Here is a 22,403-nt window from a genome sequence, read left to right as displayed (position 1 = left end):
CTTTTTCTAATTTCGATAAAACTACTAATTATAATTTCTTTTACCAAATATGGAGCTTCCAACACGTATCATTGTACTTCCATTTTCTATAGCTATTTGATAATCTCCACTCATTCCCATAGATAAGGTTTTTAGATTTTGGTTATCTGTTTTGAGTTTGTCAAATAGGTTTTTTAGAGATGAAAACTCTTTATGTAATTGTTGCTTATCATCAGTAAAAGTAGCCATTCCCATTAATCCAACAATTTTAATATTTACTAGATCTTTTAATTTTTCTGACGCTAAAATATTTTCAATTTCATCAAAAGATAATCCAAATTTAGAGTCTTCTTCAGCAATTTTTGCTTGTAGTAAACAGTGTATAACTCTATCGTGTTTTTTTGCTTGCTTATTAATTTCTTTTAATGTAGAAAATTTATCTACACCATGAATTAAATCTACAAAATGCGCCATATATTTTACCTTATTACTCTGTAAATGACCTATCATATGCCATTTAATATCTTTAGGTAAAAGTTCATACTTCTCTGCCATTTCTTGTATTCTGTTTTCTCCAAAAATACGTTGACCAGCATTGTAAGCTTCTTGTAAATCTTCTACTGGTTTTGTTTTAGAAACAGCAACAAGTGTTACATTTTTAGGTAAAGTTGCTTTTATATTTTGTAAGTTTTCTTGAATCATATTAGAGTTCATAAATGGTTAAAGCACTTCTTAGTTTAGGTTCTATAAAAGTAGTTTTAGGTGGCATTAATAAATTAGCATCTACAATGGTTTTTAATTCTTCTATTGTTGCAGGTAACATACCAAAAGAAACTTTAAATTCACCTGAATCTACTTTTGTTTTTAATTCTAAACTGCCAGATTTATTTTGAGAATACACAATTTTAGAATCATTTCTAATATCATTGATGCCTAAAATTGGGTTTAAGACAGTAGTAAATAAAATTTGAGCATCTAATTTACTTAAAGCATCTGTAAACTTATAAGCTGATTTTTTTAGACTAAGTGCATAAAATTCACCATCTAAATACATGCTAAATTGATTTTTTTCAGTCGGTCTAAAAAACTCTTGATGTTTCTTTTGTATTTTAAATATTTTACCAATTTCAATTAAAAGTTCAGCTGAATTTAATCCATTTAAATCTCTGATGAATCTGTTAAACTCATAGATATCTAATTGACTTTCAGGTAATAAGTAACTCATAAAGAAATTGTAAGGTTCTTGACCAGTGTGATTTTTGTTTTCCTTAGCTAATTTCTTAGCCAATAAGCAAGAAGATGTTGTTCTATGATGTCCATCTGCAATATATAAAGTAGTGACACTTTTAAAAGCTTCTGTTATTTGTGAAATTTCTTTTTCATTATTTATAACCCAAAGTAAATGTGAATTTCTATCTGTAGTTGTAAATTCATATTCTGGTCTTTTTTTTTGATGCTTCTTTATTATTTTTTCTATAACCTCATTATCTGGGTAGGTAAGTAAAACAGGTTCTGCATTAAAGCCTGTTTTTTTTAAATATTTTTCAAAAAGCAATTCTCTTTTTTCAAGTGTATCTTCATGTTTTTTAATTACATTATTATGATAATCTTCTGCAGCTGTTGCAGAAATAATACCACAATACGATTTTGTGGGCGTATTATTTTGATATATATAAAAAGCAGGTTTATTATCTTTAGAGAAATAATTACTGCTTTTAAATTCTGTATATTTTTTATGAACTAATTGAAAACGTTGCTCACTGGAAACTTCTTGATGGTATTTGTAATCTGGATTTAAAATGTGTAGAAAACTAAAAGGATTAAAATTTAATTTTGCACCTAACTCAGCAGGAGTATAGGCTTCATAAGATTTAGATGATACTAATGCAGCTTTATCTCTACTTGGTCTTACAGCTTTAAACGGTTTTACAATTGCCATTAATTTGTTTAAATTTAAATTAGTTTAGTAAAGAAATAATTTGATTTGCCAATTCTAAACCAATTCTTTCTTGTGCTTCTTTAGTAGACGAACCAATATTTGGAGAAAGCGAAATTTCAGGATTCATTAAAAGTTGAACTGCTGGTGTTGGTTCTGTTTCAAAAACATCTAAACCTGCATATTGCACTTTACCACTTTCTATGGCATTTACTAAATCAACTTCATTTAAAATACCACCTTTTGCAGTATTTATAAAACCAACACCATCTTTCATTTTTTCAAATTCTTTTGATGTAATTATATAATCTTCATGATTTACTAAATGCAATGAAATAAAATCTGATTCTTTTAAAACATCATCTATAGCACTGGTTTTGATTGTAAAATCTATTTTTTGTTGATTGTAAAAATCTAAAGTTATGGTTGCTTCTTCTATAAAATCGTCATAAGCTAAAACATGCATTCCTAATCCAATAGCAATTTTTGCAACTTCTTGACCAACTTTATCAAAACCTAGAATTCCAATAGTTTTGCCTCTTAATTCAGAACCTAAAGAATAAGCTTTATTTAAATCTTTAAATCTCATATCTCCTTCTAATGGCATTTCTCTGTTAGAAGAATGTAAAAAACGAGCCATACCAAAAAGGTGTGCAAATACTAATTCTGCTATAGAGCTTGCTGAAGCGTTTTTAGGATTAATGACATGTAATCCATTATCTATAGCAAATTCAACATCAATATTATCCATATTTGAGCTCGAATTTCCAATCAATTTTAAAGAAGGGCAGGCCTCTATAAGCTCTTGTCTTATTTGTGTATTTGTCCCCACTAATACTGCATCAATATTATGTTCATTGATGAAATTTTCTAATTGATTTTGTGCAACTTTAGTAATATTTACCTCAAAACCTGCTTTTTCTAAAGCCTGAATTGCTTTTAATGTAATTCCGTCGTTTGCTAATACTATCATTATATATCTACAAATTCTTTTTTTTTGAAAATCTTTATAAGTTTATATTTTCAAATAATTATTTTAATTTTTTCTTTCTAATTCTTGCATAACATCTACTAAGGCTTGTACACTATATAAAGGTAAAGCGTTATACATACTAGCTCTATAACCACCAACAGATCTATGGCCATGTAAACCATTAATATTAGCTTCTTGCCACATTTTATCAAATTTTTCGGTTAGAGTATTGTCTTTTAAAACAAATGTTGCATTCATAATACTTCTATCTTCTTTGGCAACAATACCTTCAAATAAAGGATTTCTGTCAATTTCGCCATACAAAAGAGCTGCTTTTTTTTCGTTTACTTTTTCTATGAAAGAAATTCCTCCTAAATCCTTCAACCATTGTAAAGTAAGCATAGAAACATAAATAGGAAAAACAGCTGGTGTGTTAAACATGCTCTCTTTATCTAAATGGGTTTTGTAGTTAAGCATAGTAGGTATATGTCTTTCTACTTTACCTAAAATTTCTTCTTTAAGTATAACCAAGGTAGTTCCTGCTGGTCCCATATTTTTTTGTGCACCAGCATAAATTAAATCAAATTTTTCAAAATCTAATTGACGTGAAAAAATATCTGAACTCATATCACATACTAAAGGAATATTTGTTTCAGGAAATACTTTCATTTGAGTTCCTGCAACAGTATTATTACTAGTACAATGAAAATAATCTGCATCTTTTGGAATTGAATATCCCTTTGGTATATAATTAAAGCCTTTATCTTTAGAGCTTGCAACTTCTATAACTTCACCAAAAGCTTTTGCTTCTTTTATTGCCTTATCTGACCAAGTACCAGTGTTTAAATACGCTGCTTTTTTATTTAATAAATTATATGCAACCATTAAAAACTCCATACTAGCACCTCCATGTAAAAATAAAGCTTTATATCCTTTGTTTTCTAAACCTAAAAGTTCTAAAGCTAAACTTCTTGCTTTTTCTATAACATCAACAAAAGGTTTACTTCTATGAGATATTTCTATTAATGATAAATTATCTTCATTAAAGTTTATAATAGCTTCAGATGCTTTTTGCAAAACTTCTTCTGGTAAAATACAAGGTCCAGCACTAAAATTGTGTTTTTTCATAGTTTATAGTTTAGACAAGAATTCTAGAGTGTTTACTCCATCTGCATAATCTGTTAATTTTGGATGTTGAGTTTGGCCAAAAGCGATTTCATTTTCTAGAAAACCTTTGGCAACAACACACTGAATCTTTTCTCTATCTTCATGTAGTTTGATTTTTAAATCAATTTCATTATCAAAATATTCATAAAAAATTGTTGCAATAGGAGAGGAGTAACTTTCATCTTCTTTAATCATCAAAAATCCGTTTTCTAGTAAATCGAATTCACTCATTAAATACACTGCTTTGTTATAATCGTAATTATTAGCATATTTTGCGTTATTGATAATTTCTTTTTTGTTGTACATTCCATTAAAAAACAACTCAAAATCGTAATCTTTAGGTACATATAATTTAGAAACACTTCTACAACCTAAACCAAAATATTGAAATATATCATCTGATAATTTTTCAAAGTCTTCAATTGTTTCTTTACCAGTAATTACAGCAACAGAGTTTCTGTTTTTTCTTATGATGTTTGGTTTTTCTTTAAAATAGTATTCGAAATAGCGAGCAGTATTATTACTACCTGTAGCAATAACTGCATCAAAGTTGGTAAGTTTATCTTCTATAAAGGTTATTTTTCCTTTAAAACTTTCTTCAGTGTACTCTAAATATTTTGCTAAAAAAGGCAATAAATGTTTATCGCTCGAAGATTGTTTTACTAAAACAGAATGTCCAGAAATTAATACAGATAAAAAATCATGAAAACCTACTAAAGGTATATTTCCTGCCATAACAATGGCAACAGTTTTAGGATTAATTATATTTAAATTAACACTATTGGTAAAGTTATTTAAATTATTGTAATTTAATGAATTAGACCAACTTTCTAATGAGTTTAAAATATTGTCTTTTGTAAACCAAGAATTATTTTCTTGCGCTAGTTTAATTTGATGTTTAAAACCATCAAAAAATAATTCATTAAAAGGAATATCTTCTTTTTTTTCAATTCCCTTTGTAGAAAACTGACTTAAAAAATCACCTAATTTTGAAAAAGCTTCAATTCTATTCTGAATACTGTTCATTTATTTTGGATGTAAATGATTTAGGGGTTATTTTTGCAACTGCAAAGGTACAAAAACAGAAAAGAAAAATATGGCAATTATAATAACAGATGAATGTATAAATTGTGGGGCTTGTGAACCAGAATGTCCAAATACTGCAATTTACGAAGGTGCAGACGATTGGAAATATAGTGATGGTACAGATTTAAGTGGAAATGTTGTTTTACCTAATGGAAAGTCTGCTAATGCAGATGAAGACCAAGAACCAATTTCTGATGAAATTTATTATATAGTTGCAGACAAATGTACTGAGTGTAAAGGATTTCATGAAGAGCCTCAATGTGCAGCTGTTTGTCCTGTAGATTGTTGTGTACCAGATGAAGATAATGTAGAAACAGAAGAAGAGTTGTTAGAAAAACAACGATTTATGCATAATGATTAGATAAAAGGATACTTTTTTAATTAATCAATAAGACTAAAAATTCCGAAGATAATTCGGAATTTTTTATTTTTAAAATAGATATATTTGCACTCGCAAAATTTTAAGAAATGAAAGCTGGAATTGTAGGATTACCAAACGTAGGAAAATCAACTTTATTTAACTGTTTATCAAATGCTAAAGCGCAAAGTGCAAACTTTCCTTTTTGTACTATTGAACCTAATTTAGGCGTAGTTAATGTACCTGATGAAAGATTAGAGAAACTAGAAGAATTGGTAAATCCTGAAAAAGTAGTTCCTGCAACAGTAGAAATTGTAGATATTGCTGGTTTAGTAAAAGGAGCTAGTAAAGGTGAAGGCTTAGGAAATCAATTTTTAGCAAATATTCGTGAAACTGATGCCATTTTGCATGTATTGCGTTGTTTTGATAATGATAATATTGTGCATGTAGATGGTTCTGTAGATCCTATTCGTGATAAAGAAACGATTGATATAGAATTACAATTAAAAGATTTAGAAACTGTTCAAAAACGTTTAGAACGTGTTAAAAGAACAGCTAAAACAGGGCAAAAAGAAGCACAAGTTGAACTAGATATCTTATTAAAAGTAGAAGCTACTTTATTAGAAGGTAAATCTGTAAGAGGAATAGAATTTTCTGATAAAGATTTAGAATTTGTAAAACCACTTCAATTTATTACAGCAAAACCAGTATTATATGTTTGTAATGTTGATGAAAAATCAGCTGTTTCTGGTAATGATTATGTTGAAAAAGTAAAAGAAGCAGTAGCTCATGAAAATGCAGAAGTTATAGTTTTAGCTGTAGGTACAGAAGCTGATATTACAGAATTAGAAGACTATGAAGAGCGTCAAATGTTTTTAGAAGATATAGGTTTAGAAGAAGCAGGTGTTTCTAGATTAATTAGATCTGCTTATAAATTATTAAACTTACAAACTTACTTTACAGCAGGTGTAAAAGAAGTTAGAGCATGGACAATTCCTGTTGGTTCTTCAGCACCACAAGCTGCAGGTGTTATTCACACTGATTTTGAAAAAGGATTTATTAGAGCTGAAACCATTTCTTATAACGATTATGTTTCTTTTGGAAGCGAAGTTAAAGTAAAAGAGGCTGGTAAGATGAGAGTAGAAGGTAAAGAATATATTGTAAAAGATGGTGATGTTATGCATTTTAGATTTAATGTGTAAAAAAAAATTTTTATTTTAATAAATATTTTTTTAAATTTATTTGATTATTTTTATAAAAAATAAAAATACTTATGAATTCCCCCTTAATAAACTTTTTCTTGTTACCATTTATTTTGTTAGTTGCTGTTTTAACTTTTTTGTTTTCTTATAATAGGTTTAGTAGATTGAAATTTTTAGAGAAAAACTTATATATAAATAAAAAATTACAATAAATTTTAATTATTGATCCTGATATATTTTAATCCAATCTACTACCATTTCTTGAGGTAAAGGAGTTGTTTTATCTGGATAACCTGCAAATTCTCCACCTACAGCAATATTTAATAATAAGAAAAAATCTTTATGAAAAGCATAATACTTTTTATCAGTAATATCTAAAGTATGATAAGTATTACCATCAACTCTCCAAATAAGAGCTTCTTTTGTCCATTCTAATTCAAACTCATGAAAGCTGTCAGAAAAAGATCCTTTAGGTAGGTGATAACCTTTAGCACCCATTTGAGTATGTTTTCCTTTAGCATCTGCATAGTGTACATTAGCTTCAACTAAACTAGCATCAACAGAACCCCAAAGTTCAAGAATATCTATTTCACCAGTTGTTGGCCAAGAAGTATCACCACCATTTTCATCAATATTAGACCCTAACATCCAAAAAGCTGGCCAAATAGCTTTACCACTTGGTAATTTTATTTTAGCTACTATTTTACCATAAGTAAAATCAAATTTTCCAGCAGTATTTAAACGAGCAGAAGTATATTGATTTAAACCATGTGTTTTACTCTCATGAATAGCTTTTATAACTAATTGATTATCTCTAATAAAAGCGTTTTTTTTATCATTTGTATACCTTTGCCATTCAGCATTAAATCTTCCTGCAGGTTCAACTTGTCTATTCCACTTTTTAAGATCTAATTCTTCATTTTCAAAAGTATCTTCCCAAATTAAAATATATTTTTCTTGAGTATTATTACTTGAATTAATCATTGATTTTTTTTGGGTGCAAGAATACAGTAATCCTATTAAAACTACAATTAGAAAAGTAAATTTATAATAGAAATTTGTCATTTTAATTTTTATAAAATGGTAACTTAACAATAGTTGCAGGTATTGCTTTTTTACGAACCTGAATAAAAATTTCTGTTCCTAATTTAGAACTATCTAATGGTACATAACCCAAACCAATTCCTTTACTTAAAGATGGACTCATAGTACCAGAAGTTACATTACCTATTTTGTTACCTTCTGCATTAACAATATCATAACCTTGTCTAGGAATTCCTCTTTCATTTAATTCAAAAGCAACTAGTTTTCTTGATGGTTTTTCAGCTTTCTGCTTAGCTAAAGCTTCGTGATTTACAAATTCTTTAGTAAATTTTGTAATCCAACCTAAACCAGCTTCAATAGGTGAAGTAGTATCATCTATATCATTACCATACAAACAATATCCCATTTCTGTTCTTAAAGTATCTCTTGCAGCTAAACCAATAGGCTTAATTCCAAACTCTTTACCAGCTTCAAATACCTTATTCCAAACTTGTTCTACTTCGTTATTTTTGCAATAAATTTCAAATCCACCTGAACCTGTATAACCAGTTGCAGAAATAATAACATGTTCTATACCAGCAAAATCACCTACTTTAAATTTATAAAAAGGAATATCAGCTAAATCTAATGAAGATAAAGATTGCATAGCTTCAACTGCTTTTGGACCTTGAATTGCTAATAAAGAATAATCATCTGATAAATCTCTTAATTCAGCACCAAACTCTTCATTATACTTAGAAATCCAATTCCAATCTTTTTCAATATTTGATGCATTAACTACTAATAAATATTGGTTTTCTTTAATTCTGTAGCAAATTAAATCATCTACAATTCCTCCATTTTCATTTGGGAAACATGAGTATTGAGCATCACCAATGGCTAATTTTGAAGCATCATTTGAAGTTACTTTTTGTATTAAAGCTAAAGCATTTTCACCAGTAACTAAAAATTCACCCATATGACTAACATCAAAAACACCCACGCCATTTCTAACAGTTAAGTGCTCTGCTGTTACACCTTCATATTGTACAGGCATATTAAAACCTGCAAAAGGCACCATTTTTGCTCCTAAGTTTACATGTATTTCATGTAATGCAATATTTTTCATTTGTAGATTTCTTTAAATTTTGGCTAAAATATTCAAAAAATGGCAAATTAACCTCACTAAAAATGTGTTAATATTTTTATTTCGATAAGAATTAATATTACATTTGAAAATACAACCAGATTAATTATAATTATGAAAATTTCTAAAGTACTTTTTATTTTATTTTTTGTTGTTTCAATAAGTGGATCAGCACAAACACCTACAGATTATTTATCATCGGAATTTCACAAAGAAAGACGAGATGTTTTAAGAGCAAAAATGCCAAAAAATTCAGTGGCTGTTGTATTTGCAAATCCTTTAAGAAACAGAGCTAATGATGTTGATTATGTTTTTCATCAAGATCCAAACTTTTATTATTTAACAGGCTACAGAGAGCCAAATGGAGTTTTAGTTTTGTTTTCTGAAGATCAAACAAGTGAAGATGGTACTACTTATAATGAAATTTTATATGTGCAAAAAAGAGATCCAAGAGCTGAACAATGGAATGGAAAACGTTTAGGAGTAGAAGGTGCAAAAAAAGAATTAGGCTTTAAAATGGCAATGAATGCATCTGAGTTCGTAAACTCTTCTATTGATTTTAAAAGTTTTGATAAGGTTTTTATTGATGGTAAATTCAAGGATGATTATAGAGATTTAGGTGGTGCTGATGTTTTTGATTTGGTTAAATCATTTAAAATGAAAGCAGGTTACAATCCTAATATGTTTTTATCAAGAATGAAAGAATATATTTACAATAATGTAGCACAAACGCCAATAGAAAGTCATGCTAATGTTATAAATATAATAGATAGAATGGCTTCTCGTTCTTCAGAAATTAAGAATGATGAATTATTAAATAAGTATAAGTCTGCAAAAACAGATGAATTAAAAAAAGAATATCAGCAAAAGATATCTTTAGCACTAAAACCAAAAACGAATATAGATTTGACATTTTTACAATCTAATTTGGCTACAATGCGTGAGATTAAAACTGCTGAGGAATTAAAATTATTAACGAAAGCAGTTCGTATTTCAGCAATAGGACAAAATGAGGTTATGAAAGCAATGAAGCCTCATATGTCTGAAACAGAATTACAAGGAATTCATGAGTTTGTTTACAAAAAATATGGAGCAGAATACGAAGGATATCCATCAATTGTTGGAGCTGGAAATAATGGATGTATTTTACACTACATAGAAAATAATAAAACTAAAGTGGGTAATGATTTAGTTTTAATGGATTTAGGTGCAGAGTATAGAGGATTTACTGCAGATGTTACTAGAACTATTCCTGCAAGTGGAAAATTTACACCAGAACAAAAAGCAATTTACGATTTGGTTTATGAAGCTCAAGAAGCAGGTATTGCATTATATACTATTGGTACAAGTATGCAAGCACCAAATCAAGCAGCTAGAAAAGTAATTAACGAAGGTTTATTTAAATTGGGTATTATTAAGTCTGTAGATGAAAGACACAATTATTTTCCTCATGGAACTTCACATCATATTGGTTTAGATGTGCACGATCCAGGAAACTATGGAAATTTTGAAGAAAATATGGTGGTTACTATGGAACCAGGAATTTATATTCCAGAAGGTAGTAATTGTGATAAAAAATGGTGGGGTATAGCAGTAAGAATAGAAGATGATATTTTAGTAACTAAAAAAGGGCCTGTTAATTTATCTGGAGAATCTCCAAGAAAATCTGACGAAATTGAAAAAATGATGGCTAAGAAATCTATTTTAGATGACTTTGTTTTACCAAATTTAGATGAGTAAAGAACAGCCTAATAATCCTTTACATGGTATAAAATTAGCCACAATTTTAGAGGAGTTATATGTAGATTTTGGTTGGGAAGAATTAGGGTATGCTTTAAATATTAAGGCATTTCTAAATAATCCCACATATAAATCGTCTTTAAAATTTTTAAGAACTACACCTTGGGCAAGAGAAAAAGTGGAACAATTTTATATAAAAAATATGATTAGAAAGTAGCTTAATTACTTATAATTTCTAAAACCAATTCTTTCGTCAATGGCTTTCCATTGGCGATTTTTTTTATGTCTACAAAAGAAAACACAAAATCACAGCCTTTTTTATAATTAGAGCAACCATAAGCAGTTTTTCCTTTTAAAATGTTTCCTGAGTTACATTTTGGGCAAGGAATTTTTTCTGAGCTGTCTTTACGAGGAGTTTGCAACGAAGTAATCTCTTTGTTATTTACAGATTGCTTCATTTCATTCGCAATGACATTTGCAATGACATTCTGAGTTTGTTGAAGATTCTTATTAGTATGCTTTTTTGGTTCAAATTTAATTACAAAATTATCATCAAATCGTAGTAATCCTTCAGTTGATTTTCCATCAATTTTAAATCCTTTTAAATTGGTTGTGCAGCCTTTGCCAATTAATCTAATAATTTGGTTTTCAGATACTTTTTTGTCATAAATTTTAAAAGGAATTTTAAAACTACAATTGTTTTTATATTCAGAACAGCCATAAGCAGATGAGCCTTTTAAAAGTTTTCCAGTTTTGCATTTAGGACAAGTTTTTCCTGCAACTGTTTTAGATTTTATAGACTTTTTTGTTTTTGATTTTGTTGAGTTTTCAACAGCGCTCGAAATGACAGAAGTATTTGAAGAAATCCTTTTTTTAGAAGAATTAGAACGTACTTCATACACCAATTCATCAACCATTTTTTTCATGTTATTGATAAAAGTTCCAGCATTGAATTCTCCTCTTTCGATTTCTTTCAAACGCTTTTCCCATCTACCTGTTAATTCAGCGGATTTTAAAAGTTCATTATCAATGATGTTGATTAAATCAATTCCTGTTTGAGTGGGTACAACTAATTTCTTTTTACGTTCTATATATTTTCTTCGAAATAATGTTTCAATAATACTTGCTCTAGTTGAAGGTCTTCCAATTCCGTTTTCTTTCATCAACTCACGCATTTCATCATCATCTACTTGTTTACCAGCAGTTTCCATAGCACGTAATAAACTAGCCTCTGTAAAATTTCTTGGAGGTTTGGTCTCCTTTTCTAAAAAAGAGGGTTCATGAAAGCCTTTTTCACCTTTAATAAATGATGGTAATGTTAGTTGTTGATTTAATTCTTTTTTAACCTTGCTTTCTTCAGTTTCAAATACAACTCTCCATCCTTTATTAATAATTTCTTTTCCTGTTGTTTTAAAAGGTACTTCAGCAGCTTTACCCATCACTGAAGTATTAGAAACATCTGAATCTGGGTAAAAAACTGCAATGAATCTTTTGGTAATGATATCGTAAACTTGTTGCTGATTGTATTGCAAGTTGCCTTGAATTCCTGTTGGAATTATAGCATGATGATCTGTAACTTTCTTATCATTAAAAACACGTTTGGTTTTCTTTATTTTCTTGCCTAAAAGTGGTTGCGTTAATTCTGAATAATTGGTGAGTTTCGATAAAATTCCGTGCACTTTTGGATACAAATCATTTGGTAAAAAAGTAGTATCTACTCTTGGATAGGTTACTACTTTCATTTCATACAACTTCTGTACAATTTTTAAAGTATCATCTGCAGAAAACCCAAACTTATTGTTACAATAAACTTGTAGTCCTGTTAAATCAAATAATTTTGGAGCATACTCTTTACCTTTCTTTTTGGTTACAGAGACAATTTCAAATTCAGATTGAGCTACTTTATCTGCTAAAATTTGACCATCTTCTTTTTTTAAAAACCGTCCATCTTCATAATTAAAAAGTGTATTTCTATAAGTAGTTTGTAATTCCCAATAAGGTTGAGGCTTAAAATCACGAATTTCTTTATAACGATTTACCAACATGGCTAGTGTAGGCGTTTGTACTCTACCAATAGACAGCACTTGTTTGTAGCCACCAAATTTAACAGTATATAAACGAGTTGCATTTAAACCTAACAACCAATCTCCAATAGCTCTAGAATATCCTGCATAATAGAGATTATCATATTTTTTAGAAGATTCTAAATTTTGAAAGCCTTCTTTTATAGCTTCTTCTGTTAAAGAGGAAATCCATAAACGTTTTACTTCGCCTTTATAATTACATTGATTAATAACCCATCTTTGTATGAGTTCTCCTTCTTGACCAGCATCACCACAATTTATAATGACTTCTGCTTTTTCAAACAAACTTTTTACAATATTAAATTGTTTTTTAATTCCTGCATCTCCATTGACTTTGGTGTCAAAACGTTCTGGTAACATGGGTAAATTGTTCAAGTCCCAACTTTTCCAATGCGGTTTGTAATCTTTGGGTTCTAAAAGTGTGCATAAATGCCCAAAAGTGTAGGTTACAGCATAACCATTGCCTTCGTAAAAACCATCACGTTTTGTTTTGGCTCCTAGAATGTTGGCAATTTCTCTGGCAACACTTGGTTTTTCAGCTATACAGACTTTCAATGTTGATTAACTTTTTAAGAAGTCCAAAGTAATAAAATTATAAATAAAAAGATATAAAAAGCAAACCCATAATATTTATATTTTTTAGCTTCAATTAATTTTTTTTCAAAACCAAATTTTTCAAAACGCTCAATTTCTGTATCATTATATTCTTTTGTTATAAATAATCTTGAGCCTAAATTAAATGGCATTAAAAAGAAACTTATCTTTTCAGATAAAGTTAATGACTTATCTTTTCTTTCTCGTTTATTTTTTTCTTCTAAATCCATAATTACTTCACCAAAGCCAATTGAATTCGTTTTCTAACCACATCAACTTCCAAAACTTTTACCACAATTTGCTGTTGTAAAGACACAATGTTATTGACATCTTTTACAAATGTATTTGATAAATTAGACACGTGTATTAAACCACTTTCTTTAATGCCAACATCAACAAAACAACCAAAATTGGTAATATTATTTACAATACCAGGTAATAATTGACCTATTCTTAAATCAGCAATACTTTTTAGGTTTTTATCAAAAGAAAATGCTTTTGCTTTTGCTCTGGGGTCAACTCCAGGTTTTTCTAATTCTTTAATAATATCTTTTAGAGTAGGTAAACCAATAGTTTCTGAAATATAATTTTGTAAATTAATTTTTTCAAGAATTTCTTTATTGCCAATTAAATCATCAACTTTACTATTTAAATCTTTTGCTATTTTATCTACAACAGCATAACTTTCAGGATGCACTCCTGAATCGTCTAAAGGATTTTTCGCATTTTTAATTCGTAAAAATCCAGCTGCTTGTTCATACGCTTTTCCACCTAATCTTGGCACTTTTTTAATATCATTTCTTGAGTTGAAAGCACCATTTTCATTTCTGTATTGCACAATATTTTCTGCTAATTTTGGTCCAATTCCAGAAACATAACTCAACAAAGATTCACTTGCTGTATTGATATTTACGCCAACTGTATTCACACAACTTTCAACTGTAGTATCTAAAGCTTTTTTTAATTTGGTTTGATCTACATCATGTTGATATTGTCCAACACCAATAGATTTAGCATCAATCTTAACCAATTCTGCTAAAGGATCTTGCAAACGTCTTCCAATAGAAACTGCTCCACGAACTGTAACATCGTAATTAGGAAACTCATCTCTGGCAATTTTGGAAGCAGAATAAATAGAAGCACCAGCTTCACTCACAACAAATACATCAATATTATTTTTAAAATGTACCTTTTTAATGAGTTGTTCAGTTTCTCTGGAGGCTGTTCCATTTCCAATAGCAATGGCTTCAATTTGATAAGCTTCAGCCAAAGAACTGATTTTTTTAATGGCATCAAAAGATTGATTTTGAGGAGCGTGAGGAAAAATTGTTTCATTATGTAGTAAATCTCCTTGCTCATTTAAGCAAACGACTTTACAACCTGATCTGAAACCAGGGTCAACTGCTAAGATTCTTTTTTCTCCTAATGGAGCACCTAATAACAATTGTTTTAAGTTTTTAGCAAAAACAGTAATGGCTGCATCGTCTGCTTTTTCTTTGGCAATTGATAAAGCTTCATTTGACAATGATGGTAGTAATAAACGCTTAAATGCATCATTAATTGCCAATTGCAAGTGTTGAACACATTCGTTATTAGAACGAATAATTCTATCCTCCATTTTCTGTAATGCTCTTTCATTGTCTATTTCTAGTTTTATTCGAATAAAACCTTCACTTTCTGCTCTTAAAATGGCTAGTAATCTGTGTGATGGAATTCTGTTTAAAGATTCGCTCCAATCAAAATAATCTTTAAATTTTTGAGCCTTTTCATCACTTATTTTAGACTTAATTACTTTTGAAGAAATTTGAGCAAATCTTTCAAATTGATAACGAATATGAGTTCTGATGTCTGTTCTTTCGTTAATCCATTCTGCAATAATAAAACGTGCACCTTCTAGTGCTTCTTCAATCGATTCAACATCTTTAGTAATATATTTTGAAGCAGTATATTCTAAATCATTTACACGTTGACTCATGATCATTTTAGCCAAAGGTTCTAAACCTTGTAAACGTGCAGTTTCAGCTTTGGTTTTGCGTTTCTTTTTAAAAGGTAAATACAAATCTTCTAAAGCAATCAAATCTTTAGAATTATCTATTTTTTCTTCTAATGCTGATGTTAAGACATTTTGTTCTTCTAAAGCTTTTAGAATAGCTTTTTTACGTTTTTCTAATGCTTCAAAAGTTTCTTTATACTTTACAATTTCTCCAATTTGTAACTCATCTAAATTTCCAGTCATTTCCTTTCTATACCTGCTTATAAAAGGAATTGTAGCATCTTCATTTAATAAAGAAATGGTGTTTTCTATAGATTTTGAAGAAAGTTGAGTTTGTTGTTTTATATAAGTGAGTAATCGCATTTTATGTCTTTAAAATATTCTGAAAAAAAACCTCAAAAAAGTTAATTTTTTGAGGCTACGAATATACTTTTTAAATTGACATTTTAAGAAATAACTTTTTCAAAAGCCAAACGTTTTGCATTGTAGTTGGTATAAATAATACCACAATATTGGTATCCCATTTTTTTAATTAAAGATTGCATGGTTTTATTATCTTCATGCGTATCAATTTTTAAACTTTGTACTCCTTTTTCTTGTAGCTTTTGATGTAAGTTTTCGAAAACAAATTTTGCAATCCCTTTTCCTCTAAAATCTTTACTCATAGCTAATCTATGAATAACTCCATAAGGTTTTGTTTCATCAATAATCCAATTACCATCAAATATTTTTTTGTAAGTAGGCTCTTTACTTAATGTAAACATAGTAGTTGCGACTATTGTGTCATCCTCATTTACAATTACGTAGCTTTCATTATTAGAAATATCGTTCTCAATTTGTGCTGCATTTGGATATCCATTTTGCCATTGATCTATGTTCAAAGATTTTAACAATGCTTTAGCATCATCAATAATTTCTAAAATTCTAGGAACATCATTTAAAACAGAAAGTCTAATTTTCATTTTCTATAAATTAAAAACCACGAATTACAAATATAAATATTCGAAAATTCGTGGCTAAAATTTATAGTTAATTTTTAAACAGTTGCTTCTTCTGTAACTTTTGCAGGTAATTCAACCATTTCTTGATTGTGCAAAATGTCTTGAATGGTTTGTCTTTTTCTGATTAAGTAATCTTGTCCATCAACAATCATAACTTCTGCAGGTAAATAACGAGAATTGTAGTTAGAAGCCATAGAAAAACAGTAGGCACCTGCATTGTGGAAACATAAAATATCTTCTTCAGAGATTTCTGAAACTCGTCTGTTAGAGCCAAAAGTATCTGTTTCACAAATGTAACCTACTACAGAGTAATAACGATCTCTTCCTTCAGGATTTGATATGTTTCTAATATGATGATATGAATTGTACATCATTGGCCTAACTAAATGATTAAAACCAGAATCTACATGAGCAAAAACAGTAGAAGTAGTTTGCTTTACAACATTTACTTTTGCTAAAAACACACCAGCTTCAGATACTAAAAATTTACCTGGTTCAAACATTAATGTAATGTCTTTTCCATATTCTATACAAAACTCATTAAAACGTTCTGTAAGTTGTAAGCCTAATTGTTCTATATCAGTTGAAATATCACCTTCTTTGTAAGGCACTTTAAATCCGCTTCCAAAATCGATAAAGTCAATATCATCAAATTGTTTAGCAACATCAAATAAAATTTCTGTTGCACGTAAAAAAGTGTCAATATCTAATATATCAGAACCAGTGTGCATATGAATTCCGTTTATATTCATTCCTGTATTCTCTACAACACGTTTAATATGAGGAACTTGATGAATAGATATACCGAATTTAGAATCTATGTGACCTACAGAAATTTTAGAATTTCCACCAGCCATGATATGTGGGTTTATACGAACACACACAGGTACTTCTGGATGTTGTTGTCCAAACTGTTCTAAGATAGAAAGGTTGTCAATATTTATTTGAACACCTAGTTTGGCAACATCTTCAATTTCTTTTAAAGACACTCCATTAGGTGTAAATATGATGTTTTTTGGATCTATACCAGTTGTTAAACCTAATTGTACTTCTTGAATAGAAACAGTATCTAAACCTGCACCTAAATTCTTAAAAAATTTTAAAATATTTATGTTAGACAATGCTTTAACAGCATAATTTAATTTTAAGTTTTTAACATCGCTAAAAGCGTTAGTTAATCGATTGTATTGAGAAGCAATTTTATCTGTATCATATACATATAAAGGACTTCCGTATTTGTTTGCTAATTCTAAAAGTTGAGTTCTTTCCAAAATAAATTCATTTAATCAATGTCAAAAATAGCTAAAATGTGTAGTTTTATTTCATTTGTTTAAAAATATAACATATTGTTTTTTTTTGTGATTTTTAAATGTTTTTTATCAATTGACTTTAAGTTTTTTAATAGTCTATTTTACTATTTTTAATAGTTGAAAATCTGTTAATAACTAATTAGAATAGTCATTTTATTTCTTTAGGGTTAATGTTATATTGCATGTACTTCAAACCTAATAATAGTAAGCGTTTTAGATGAGTGAGCAAACAAAATATACTGAAGATAATATTAGATCATTAGACTGGAAAGAGCATATTAGAATGCGACCAGGAATGTATATTGGTAAACTGGGTGATGGTTCATCAGCAGATGATGGTATTTATATACTTGTAAAAGAGGTGCTTGACAATTCTATTGATGAATTTGTGATGGGTGCAGGAAAAACCATCGAAATTTCTATTCAAGGTAATAAAGTTACAGTTAGAGATTATGGTAGAGGAATACCTTTGGGTAAAGTAGTAGATGTAGTTTCTAAAATGAATACTGGAGGTAAATATGATTCTAAAGCTTTTAAAAAATCAGTTGGTTTAAATGGTGTAGGTACAAAAGCAGTGAATGCATTATCAACATTTTTTCGAGTAGAATCTACTAGAGAAGGTAAATCAGCTTCAGCAGAATTTGCACAAGGAAATTTAGAAAATCAAGAGTTCTTAGAAGAAACCTCAAGAAGAAAAGGAACTAAAGTATCTTTTATACCAGATGAAACCATTTTTAAAAAATACAAGTTTCGAAATGAGTATGTAGCTAAGATGCTCAAAAACTATGTGTATTTAAATCCTGGTTTAACCATAATTTTTAATGGAGAAAAGTACTTTTCTGAAAATGGATTAAAAGATTTATTAGAGGATAATAACAATACAGACGATATGCTGTATCCTATTATTCACTTAAAAGGAGATGATATAGAGGTTGCTATTACCCATAGTAAAACGCAATATTCAGAAGAGTATTATTCATTTGTAAATGGGCAACATACCACTCAAGGAGGTACACATCAAGCTGCATTTAGAGAAGCAATTGTAAAAACGATTCGTGATTTTTTTGGTAAAAATTTTGAAGCTTCTGATGTGCGTAAATCTGTAATTGCTGCTATAGCTATAAAAGTTATGGAACCTGTTTTTGAAAGTCAGACTAAAACAAAACTAGGTTCAACAGAAATGGGTGGTGATTTACCAACTGTAAGAACGTATATCAACGATTTTGTAAAAACAAAATTAGATAACTATCTTCATAGAAATACAGATGTAGCAGACAAGCTACAAAAGAAAATTCTACAAGCAGAAAAAGAACGTAAAGAGCTTTCAGGTATTCGAAAGTTAGCAAGAGATAGAGCAAAAAAAGCGAGTTTACACAATAAAAAATTGCGCGATTGTAGAATCCACCTAGGAGATACAAAAAAAGAAAATTATTTAGATACTACTCTTTTTATTACTGAGGGTGACTCTGCTTCTGGATCTATTACAAAATCTAGAAATGTAAATACTCAAGCTGTTTTTAGTTTAAAAGGAAAACCTTTAAACTCCTATGGTTTAAGTAAGAAAATTGTTTATGAAAATGAAGAGTTTAATTTATTGCAAGCAGCTTTAAATATAGAAGATGGTTTAGAAGATTTAAGATATAATAACATAGTAATTGCTACAGATGCAGATGTAGATGGTATGCACATTCGTTTGTTATTAATAACGTTCTTTTTACAGTTTTTTCCTGAGTTAATAAAAGAAGGACACTTATACATTTTAGAAACTCCTTTATTTAGAGTGCGTGATAAAAAGGAAACTATTTATTGTTATTCAGAAGAAGAAAAGCAAAATGCCATAGCAAAATTAAGAGGTAAACCAGAAATTACTCGATTTAAAGGTTTGGGTGAAATTTCTCCAAATGAATTTGTTCATTTTATAGGTGATGATATTCGTTTAGATCCTGTAATGTTAGACAAAGAAATATCTATAGAGCAAATGTTGCAATTTTACATGGGTAAAAACACACCTGATAGACAAAAGTTTATCATTCAAAATTTAAAAGTAGAATTAGATATTGTTGAGGAAGTTTAAGAGATGAGTGAAGAAATAAACGAAAACGAAGAAGTAAATAATCACAATAATCAATCTGAGAATTTAGAAAATCAGAATGATAATGTAGAAACCATAACAAAAGTTACAGGAATGTACAAAGAATGGTTTTTAGATTATGCTTCATATGTAATTTTAGAAAGAGCAGTACCTGCGTTATTAGATGGATTAAAACCTGTACAACGTAGAATAATGCATTCTATGAAAGACTTAGATGATGGACGTTACAATAAAGTAGCTAACATTGTTGGGCATACTATGCAATATCATCCTCATGGAGATGCAAGTATTGCAGATGCAATGGTTCAAATTGGTCAAAAAGAATTACTGATTGATATGCAAGGAAACTGGGGTAATATCTTAACAGGAGATAGAGCTGCAGCTTCAAGATATATAGAAGCACGTTTATCTAAATTTGCTTTAGAAGTAGTTTTTAACCCGAAAACTACAAAGTGGCAAGCTTCTTATGATGGTCGTAAAAGAGAACCTGTAAATTTACCTGTAAAATTTCCATTATTATTAGCTCAAGGAGCAGAAGGAATTGCAGTGGGTTTGTCAACCAAAATTTTACCACATAATTTTAATGAACTGATTGATGCTTCAATCAAATATTTAAAAGGAAGAAGTTTTAAAATCGTGCCAGATTTTTTAACTGGAGGTATTGCAGATTTTTCGAATTATAATGATGGTAAACGAGGAGGTAAAGTAAGAGTAAGAGCTAAAATTTCTCAAATAGATAAAAAGACTTTAGTCATTACAGAAATTCCTTTTGGTACAACTACACAATCTTTAATAGATAGTATCTTAAAGGCCAATGATAAAGGAAAAATAAAAATAAAGAGGATAGAAGATAACACTGCAGCTAATGTAGAAATTTTAGTGCATTTACCACCAAATGTATCTCCTGATAAAACAATTGATGCTTTATATGCTTTTACAAATTGTGAAAACTCAATCTCTCCTTTATGCTGTATCATTGAAGATAATAAACCCATTTTTGTTGGGGTAACTCAAATGCTTAAACATTCAACAGATCATACTGTTGAGTTGTTAAAATTGGAGTTAGAAATTCAATTAAATGAACTTGAAGAACAATGGCATTTTGCATCCTTAGAAAGAATTTTTATAGAAAATAGAATCTATAGAGATATTGAAGAAGAAGAAACTTGGGAAGGTGTTATTAAAGCGATTGATGAAGGCTTAAAACCCCACATTAAACACTTAAAAAGAGCAGTTACAGAAGAAGATATTGTTCGTTTAACAGAAATTAGAATTAAAAAGATTTCTAAGTTCGATATTGATAAGGCTAAACAACATATTGAAAGTTTAGAAGAAAAGATTGAAGGAGTAAAACATCATTTAGCTAATTTAATAGATTATGCTATTGATTATTTTAAAAACCTAAAAGATAAATACGGAAAAGGAAAAGAACGTAAAACCGAAATTAGAATTTTTGATGACATTGTTGCATCAAAAGTAGCTATGAATAATGCAAAGCTTTATGTGAATAGAGCAGAAGGTTTTATTGGTACTTCATTAAGAAAAGACGAATTTGTTTGCGATTGTTCTGATATAGATGATATCATCACTTTTAGAAAAGATGGAACAATGATGGTTACTAAAATCGATGCAAAAACCTTTGTAGGTAAAGATATTATTCATGTAGCAGTCTTTAAAAAGAAAGACAAACGTACAGTGTATAATATGATGTATAGAGATGGTAAATCTGGACCAAGTTACATGAAACGTTTTAATGTTACCTCTGTAACTAGAGATAAAGAATACGATTTAGCCAATGGTAAAAAAGGTTCTATAGTACATTATTTTTCAGCAAATCCAAATGGAGAAGCAGAAGTAGTTACTATTAATTTAAGAGCAGTTGGTAGTATCAAAAAATTAAAATGGGATATAGATTTTGCAGATTTAGCTGTAAAAGGTAGAGCTGTTCGTGGTAACACTATTACTAAGTTTGCCATTAAAAAAGTTGAATTTAAAGAAGCTGGTGTTTCTACATTAAAACCTCGAAAAATTTGGTTTGATGATGCTGTACAACGTTTGAATGTTGATGAAAGAGGGGAGTTGTTAGGTGAATTTAAAGCAGAAGATAAGTTATTAATCATTACTCAAAGTGGAAAAGCAAAAGCTGTTAAACCAGATTTAGCTATGCATTTTGAAGATGATATGATTGTTTTAGAAAAATGGATTCCTAAAAAACCTATATCTGCTATTTATTATGATGGTGAAAAAGAACGTTACTATGTAAAACGTTTTGTTATAGAAACAACAGAAAAAGAAGAAGTTTTTATTTCTGAACATCCAAAAAGCCAGTTAGAGATTGTTGCTACAGATTATAGACCAGTTGCAGAAGTGGTGTATTCAAAGCGTAGCTTAGAAAATGAGCAGGTTAATTTAGAGGAGTTTATTGCTGTAAAAGGAATTAAAGCGCTTGGTAATCAATTAACAACAGAGAAAATAAAGCAGGTAAACCTTTTAGAGTCTTTACCTTATGATGAACCAGAAGATGAAAAAATTGAAGAAGTAGAGGTGGTAGATGAAGAAGTTGTAGAAGATAAATTACCTTTAGATATACCAACCATAGAAAAATCTTCAACTTTAGAATTGCCTAATAAAGAAGATAAGAAAGCTGCCTTATTAAAAAAAGCAATAAAAAAGAAAAAAGATAATTCAGACGATTCTCAACAATCATTATTTTAAAAT

18 protein-coding genes are annotated in these 22,403 nt (G+C 29.2%); 6 read left to right on the top strand and 12 right to left on the bottom strand.

The features are described from left to right. Positions 1-24: 24 nt before the first annotated feature. The 5 genes from ACFOWD_RS11430 to ACFOWD_RS11410 form a co-directional block, all read right to left on the bottom strand. The gene (locus ACFOWD_RS11430; protein WP_377410673.1) at positions 25-681 is read right to left on the bottom strand and encodes a YggS family pyridoxal phosphate-dependent enzyme; all 657 of its coding nucleotides are present in this window, start codon (positions 679-681) and stop codon (positions 25-27) included. Between the two features lies 1 nt (position 682). Then, complete coding sequence (locus ACFOWD_RS11425) at positions 683-1,918, bottom strand: DUF1015 domain-containing protein (protein ID WP_377410671.1); 1,236 nt, start codon at positions 1,916-1,918, stop codon at positions 683-685. Between the two features lie 19 nt (positions 1,919-1,937). After that, entirely contained in the window at positions 1,938-2,888 is a 951-nt protein-coding gene (locus tag ACFOWD_RS11420; protein ID WP_377410669.1) for a D-2-hydroxyacid dehydrogenase, read from the bottom strand. A gap of 63 nt (positions 2,889-2,951) precedes the next feature. Continuing rightward, positions 2,952-4,016 (bottom strand): 3-phosphoserine/phosphohydroxythreonine transaminase, encoded by a 1,065-nt coding sequence (serC, locus tag ACFOWD_RS11415; protein WP_377410667.1) that lies wholly within the window; start codon positions 4,014-4,016, stop codon positions 2,952-2,954. A gap of 3 nt (positions 4,017-4,019) precedes the next feature. Then, positions 4,020-5,081, bottom strand: a complete 1,062-nt coding sequence (locus ACFOWD_RS11410; RefSeq protein WP_377410665.1) for an acyl-CoA reductase — start codon at positions 5,079-5,081, stop codon at positions 4,020-4,022. Positions 5,082-5,151: 70 nt separating this feature from the next. Between ACFOWD_RS11410 and ACFOWD_RS11405 the strand changes: the two genes are divergently transcribed. Beyond that, complete coding sequence (locus ACFOWD_RS11405) at positions 5,152-5,502, top strand: 4Fe-4S dicluster domain-containing protein (RefSeq protein WP_298994862.1); 351 nt, start codon at positions 5,152-5,154, stop codon at positions 5,500-5,502. 107 nt (positions 5,503-5,609) lie between these two features. Beyond that, complete coding sequence (ychF, locus tag ACFOWD_RS11400) at positions 5,610-6,701, top strand: redox-regulated ATPase YchF (protein WP_377410662.1); 1,092 nt, start codon at positions 5,610-5,612, stop codon at positions 6,699-6,701. A 219-nt stretch (positions 6,702-6,920) separates the two neighbouring features. Here the strand turns inward: ychF and ACFOWD_RS11395 are convergent, their stop codons facing one another. Together ACFOWD_RS11395 and gcvT are read right to left on the bottom strand one after the other, a co-directional pair. Continuing rightward, the gene (locus tag ACFOWD_RS11395) at positions 6,921-7,685 is read right to left on the bottom strand and encodes a glycoside hydrolase family 16 protein (RefSeq protein WP_377410660.1); all 765 of its coding nucleotides are present in this window, start codon (positions 7,683-7,685) and stop codon (positions 6,921-6,923) included. Between the two features lie 82 nt (positions 7,686-7,767). Then, the gene (gene gcvT, locus ACFOWD_RS11390) at positions 7,768-8,853 is read right to left on the bottom strand and encodes a glycine cleavage system aminomethyltransferase GcvT (RefSeq protein ID WP_377410658.1); all 1,086 of its coding nucleotides are present in this window, start codon (positions 8,851-8,853) and stop codon (positions 7,768-7,770) included. Positions 8,854-8,985: 132 nt separating this feature from the next. On the opposite strand from gcvT, the gene ACFOWD_RS11385 reads away from it, so the two are divergent. After that, the gene (locus ACFOWD_RS11385) at positions 8,986-10,611 is read left to right on the top strand and encodes an aminopeptidase P N-terminal domain-containing protein (protein ID WP_377410656.1); all 1,626 of its coding nucleotides are present in this window, start codon (positions 8,986-8,988) and stop codon (positions 10,609-10,611) included. After that, positions 10,604-10,828, top strand: a complete 225-nt coding sequence (locus ACFOWD_RS11380; RefSeq protein ID WP_377410654.1) for a VF530 family protein — start codon at positions 10,604-10,606, stop codon at positions 10,826-10,828. Before ACFOWD_RS11385 ends, ACFOWD_RS11380 begins: the two co-directional genes overlap by 8 nt. Before the next feature lies 1 nt (position 10,829). On the opposite strand, the gene ACFOWD_RS11375 is transcribed toward ACFOWD_RS11380, so the two are convergent. From ACFOWD_RS11375 to lysA, 5 genes are all read right to left on the bottom strand, one after another. Further along, positions 10,830-13,250, bottom strand: a complete 2,421-nt coding sequence (locus ACFOWD_RS11375) for a type IA DNA topoisomerase (RefSeq protein WP_377410652.1) — start codon at positions 13,248-13,250, stop codon at positions 10,830-10,832. A 14-nt stretch (positions 13,251-13,264) separates the two neighbouring features. Then, positions 13,265-13,519 (bottom strand): hypothetical protein, encoded by a 255-nt coding sequence (locus ACFOWD_RS11370; protein ID WP_377410650.1) that lies wholly within the window; start codon positions 13,517-13,519, stop codon positions 13,265-13,267. A 2-nt stretch (positions 13,520-13,521) separates the two neighbouring features. Beyond that, on the bottom strand, positions 13,522-15,645 hold the full coding sequence (locus ACFOWD_RS11365) for a Tex family protein (RefSeq protein ID WP_377410647.1): 2,124 nt from the start codon (positions 15,643-15,645) through the stop codon (positions 13,522-13,524). Between the two features lie 83 nt (positions 15,646-15,728). Continuing rightward, complete coding sequence (locus tag ACFOWD_RS11360; protein ID WP_377410645.1) at positions 15,729-16,244, bottom strand: GNAT family N-acetyltransferase; 516 nt, start codon at positions 16,242-16,244, stop codon at positions 15,729-15,731. 74 nt (positions 16,245-16,318) lie between these two features. After that, positions 16,319-17,554, bottom strand: coding sequence for a diaminopimelate decarboxylase (gene lysA / locus ACFOWD_RS11355; RefSeq protein WP_377410643.1), 1,236 nt, complete (start codon positions 17,552-17,554; stop codon positions 16,319-16,321). Positions 17,555-17,810: 256 nt separating this feature from the next. Between lysA and ACFOWD_RS11350 the strand changes: the two genes are divergently transcribed. Together ACFOWD_RS11350 and ACFOWD_RS11345 are read left to right on the top strand one after the other, a co-directional pair. After that, positions 17,811-19,667: a DNA topoisomerase IV subunit B gene (locus tag ACFOWD_RS11350; RefSeq protein ID WP_377410641.1), complete on the top strand. Its 1,857-nt coding sequence runs from the start codon at positions 17,811-17,813 to the stop codon at positions 19,665-19,667. A gap of 3 nt (positions 19,668-19,670) precedes the next feature. Further along, a complete protein-coding gene (locus ACFOWD_RS11345; RefSeq protein WP_377410639.1) occupies positions 19,671-22,400 on the top strand; it encodes a DNA gyrase/topoisomerase IV subunit A in 2,730 nt (909 codons plus the stop codon). The last annotated feature ends 3 nt before the right edge of the window (positions 22,401-22,403 follow it).

Source organism: Polaribacter marinivivus (assembly GCF_042651285.1).
GTDB classification, from domain to species: domain Bacteria; phylum Bacteroidota; class Bacteroidia; order Flavobacteriales; family Flavobacteriaceae; genus Polaribacter; species Polaribacter marinivivus.
The sequence above is the reverse complement of the archived record's forward strand: the minus strand, read 5'-3'. Positions and strand labels throughout refer to the sequence as shown.

Coding starts and splice junctions, on each gene's coding strand:
- ACFOWD_RS11425 (WP_377410671.1), bottom strand. CDS start 1,918: ATGGCAATTGTAAAACCGTTTAAAGCTGTAAGACCAAGTAGAGATAAA.
- ACFOWD_RS11345 (WP_377410639.1), top strand. CDS start 19,671: ATGAGTGAAGAAATAAACGAAAACGAAGAAGTAAATAATCACAATAAT.
- ACFOWD_RS11370 (WP_377410650.1), bottom strand. CDS start 13,519: ATGGATTTAGAAGAAAAAAATAAACGAGAAAGAAAAGATAAGTCATTA.
- gcvT (WP_377410658.1), bottom strand. CDS start 8,853: ATGAAAAATATTGCATTACATGAAATACATGTAAACTTAGGAGCAAAA.
- ACFOWD_RS11360 (WP_377410645.1), bottom strand. CDS start 16,244: ATGAAAATTAGACTTTCTGTTTTAAATGATGTTCCTAGAATTTTAGAA.
- ACFOWD_RS11405 (WP_298994862.1), top strand. CDS start 5,152: ATGGCAATTATAATAACAGATGAATGTATAAATTGTGGGGCTTGTGAA.
- ACFOWD_RS11365 (WP_377410647.1), bottom strand. CDS start 15,645: ATGCGATTACTCACTTATATAAAACAACAAACTCAACTTTCTTCAAAA.
- ACFOWD_RS11350 (WP_377410641.1), top strand. CDS start 17,811: ATGAGTGAGCAAACAAAATATACTGAAGATAATATTAGATCATTAGAC.
- serC (WP_377410667.1), bottom strand. CDS start 4,016: ATGAAAAAACACAATTTTAGTGCTGGACCTTGTATTTTACCAGAAGAA.
- ychF (WP_377410662.1), top strand. CDS start 5,610: ATGAAAGCTGGAATTGTAGGATTACCAAACGTAGGAAAATCAACTTTA.
- ACFOWD_RS11380 (WP_377410654.1), top strand. CDS start 10,604: ATGAGTAAAGAACAGCCTAATAATCCTTTACATGGTATAAAATTAGCC.
- ACFOWD_RS11395 (WP_377410660.1), bottom strand. CDS start 7,685: ATGATTAATTCAAGTAATAATACTCAAGAAAAATATATTTTAATTTGG.
- ACFOWD_RS11420 (WP_377410669.1), bottom strand. CDS start 2,888: ATGATAGTATTAGCAAACGACGGAATTACATTAAAAGCAATTCAGGCT.
- ACFOWD_RS11430 (WP_377410673.1), bottom strand. CDS start 681: ATGATTCAAGAAAACTTACAAAATATAAAAGCAACTTTACCTAAAAAT.
- ACFOWD_RS11410 (WP_377410665.1), bottom strand. CDS start 5,081: ATGAACAGTATTCAGAATAGAATTGAAGCTTTTTCAAAATTAGGTGAT.
- ACFOWD_RS11385 (WP_377410656.1), top strand. CDS start 8,986: ATGAAAATTTCTAAAGTACTTTTTATTTTATTTTTTGTTGTTTCAATA.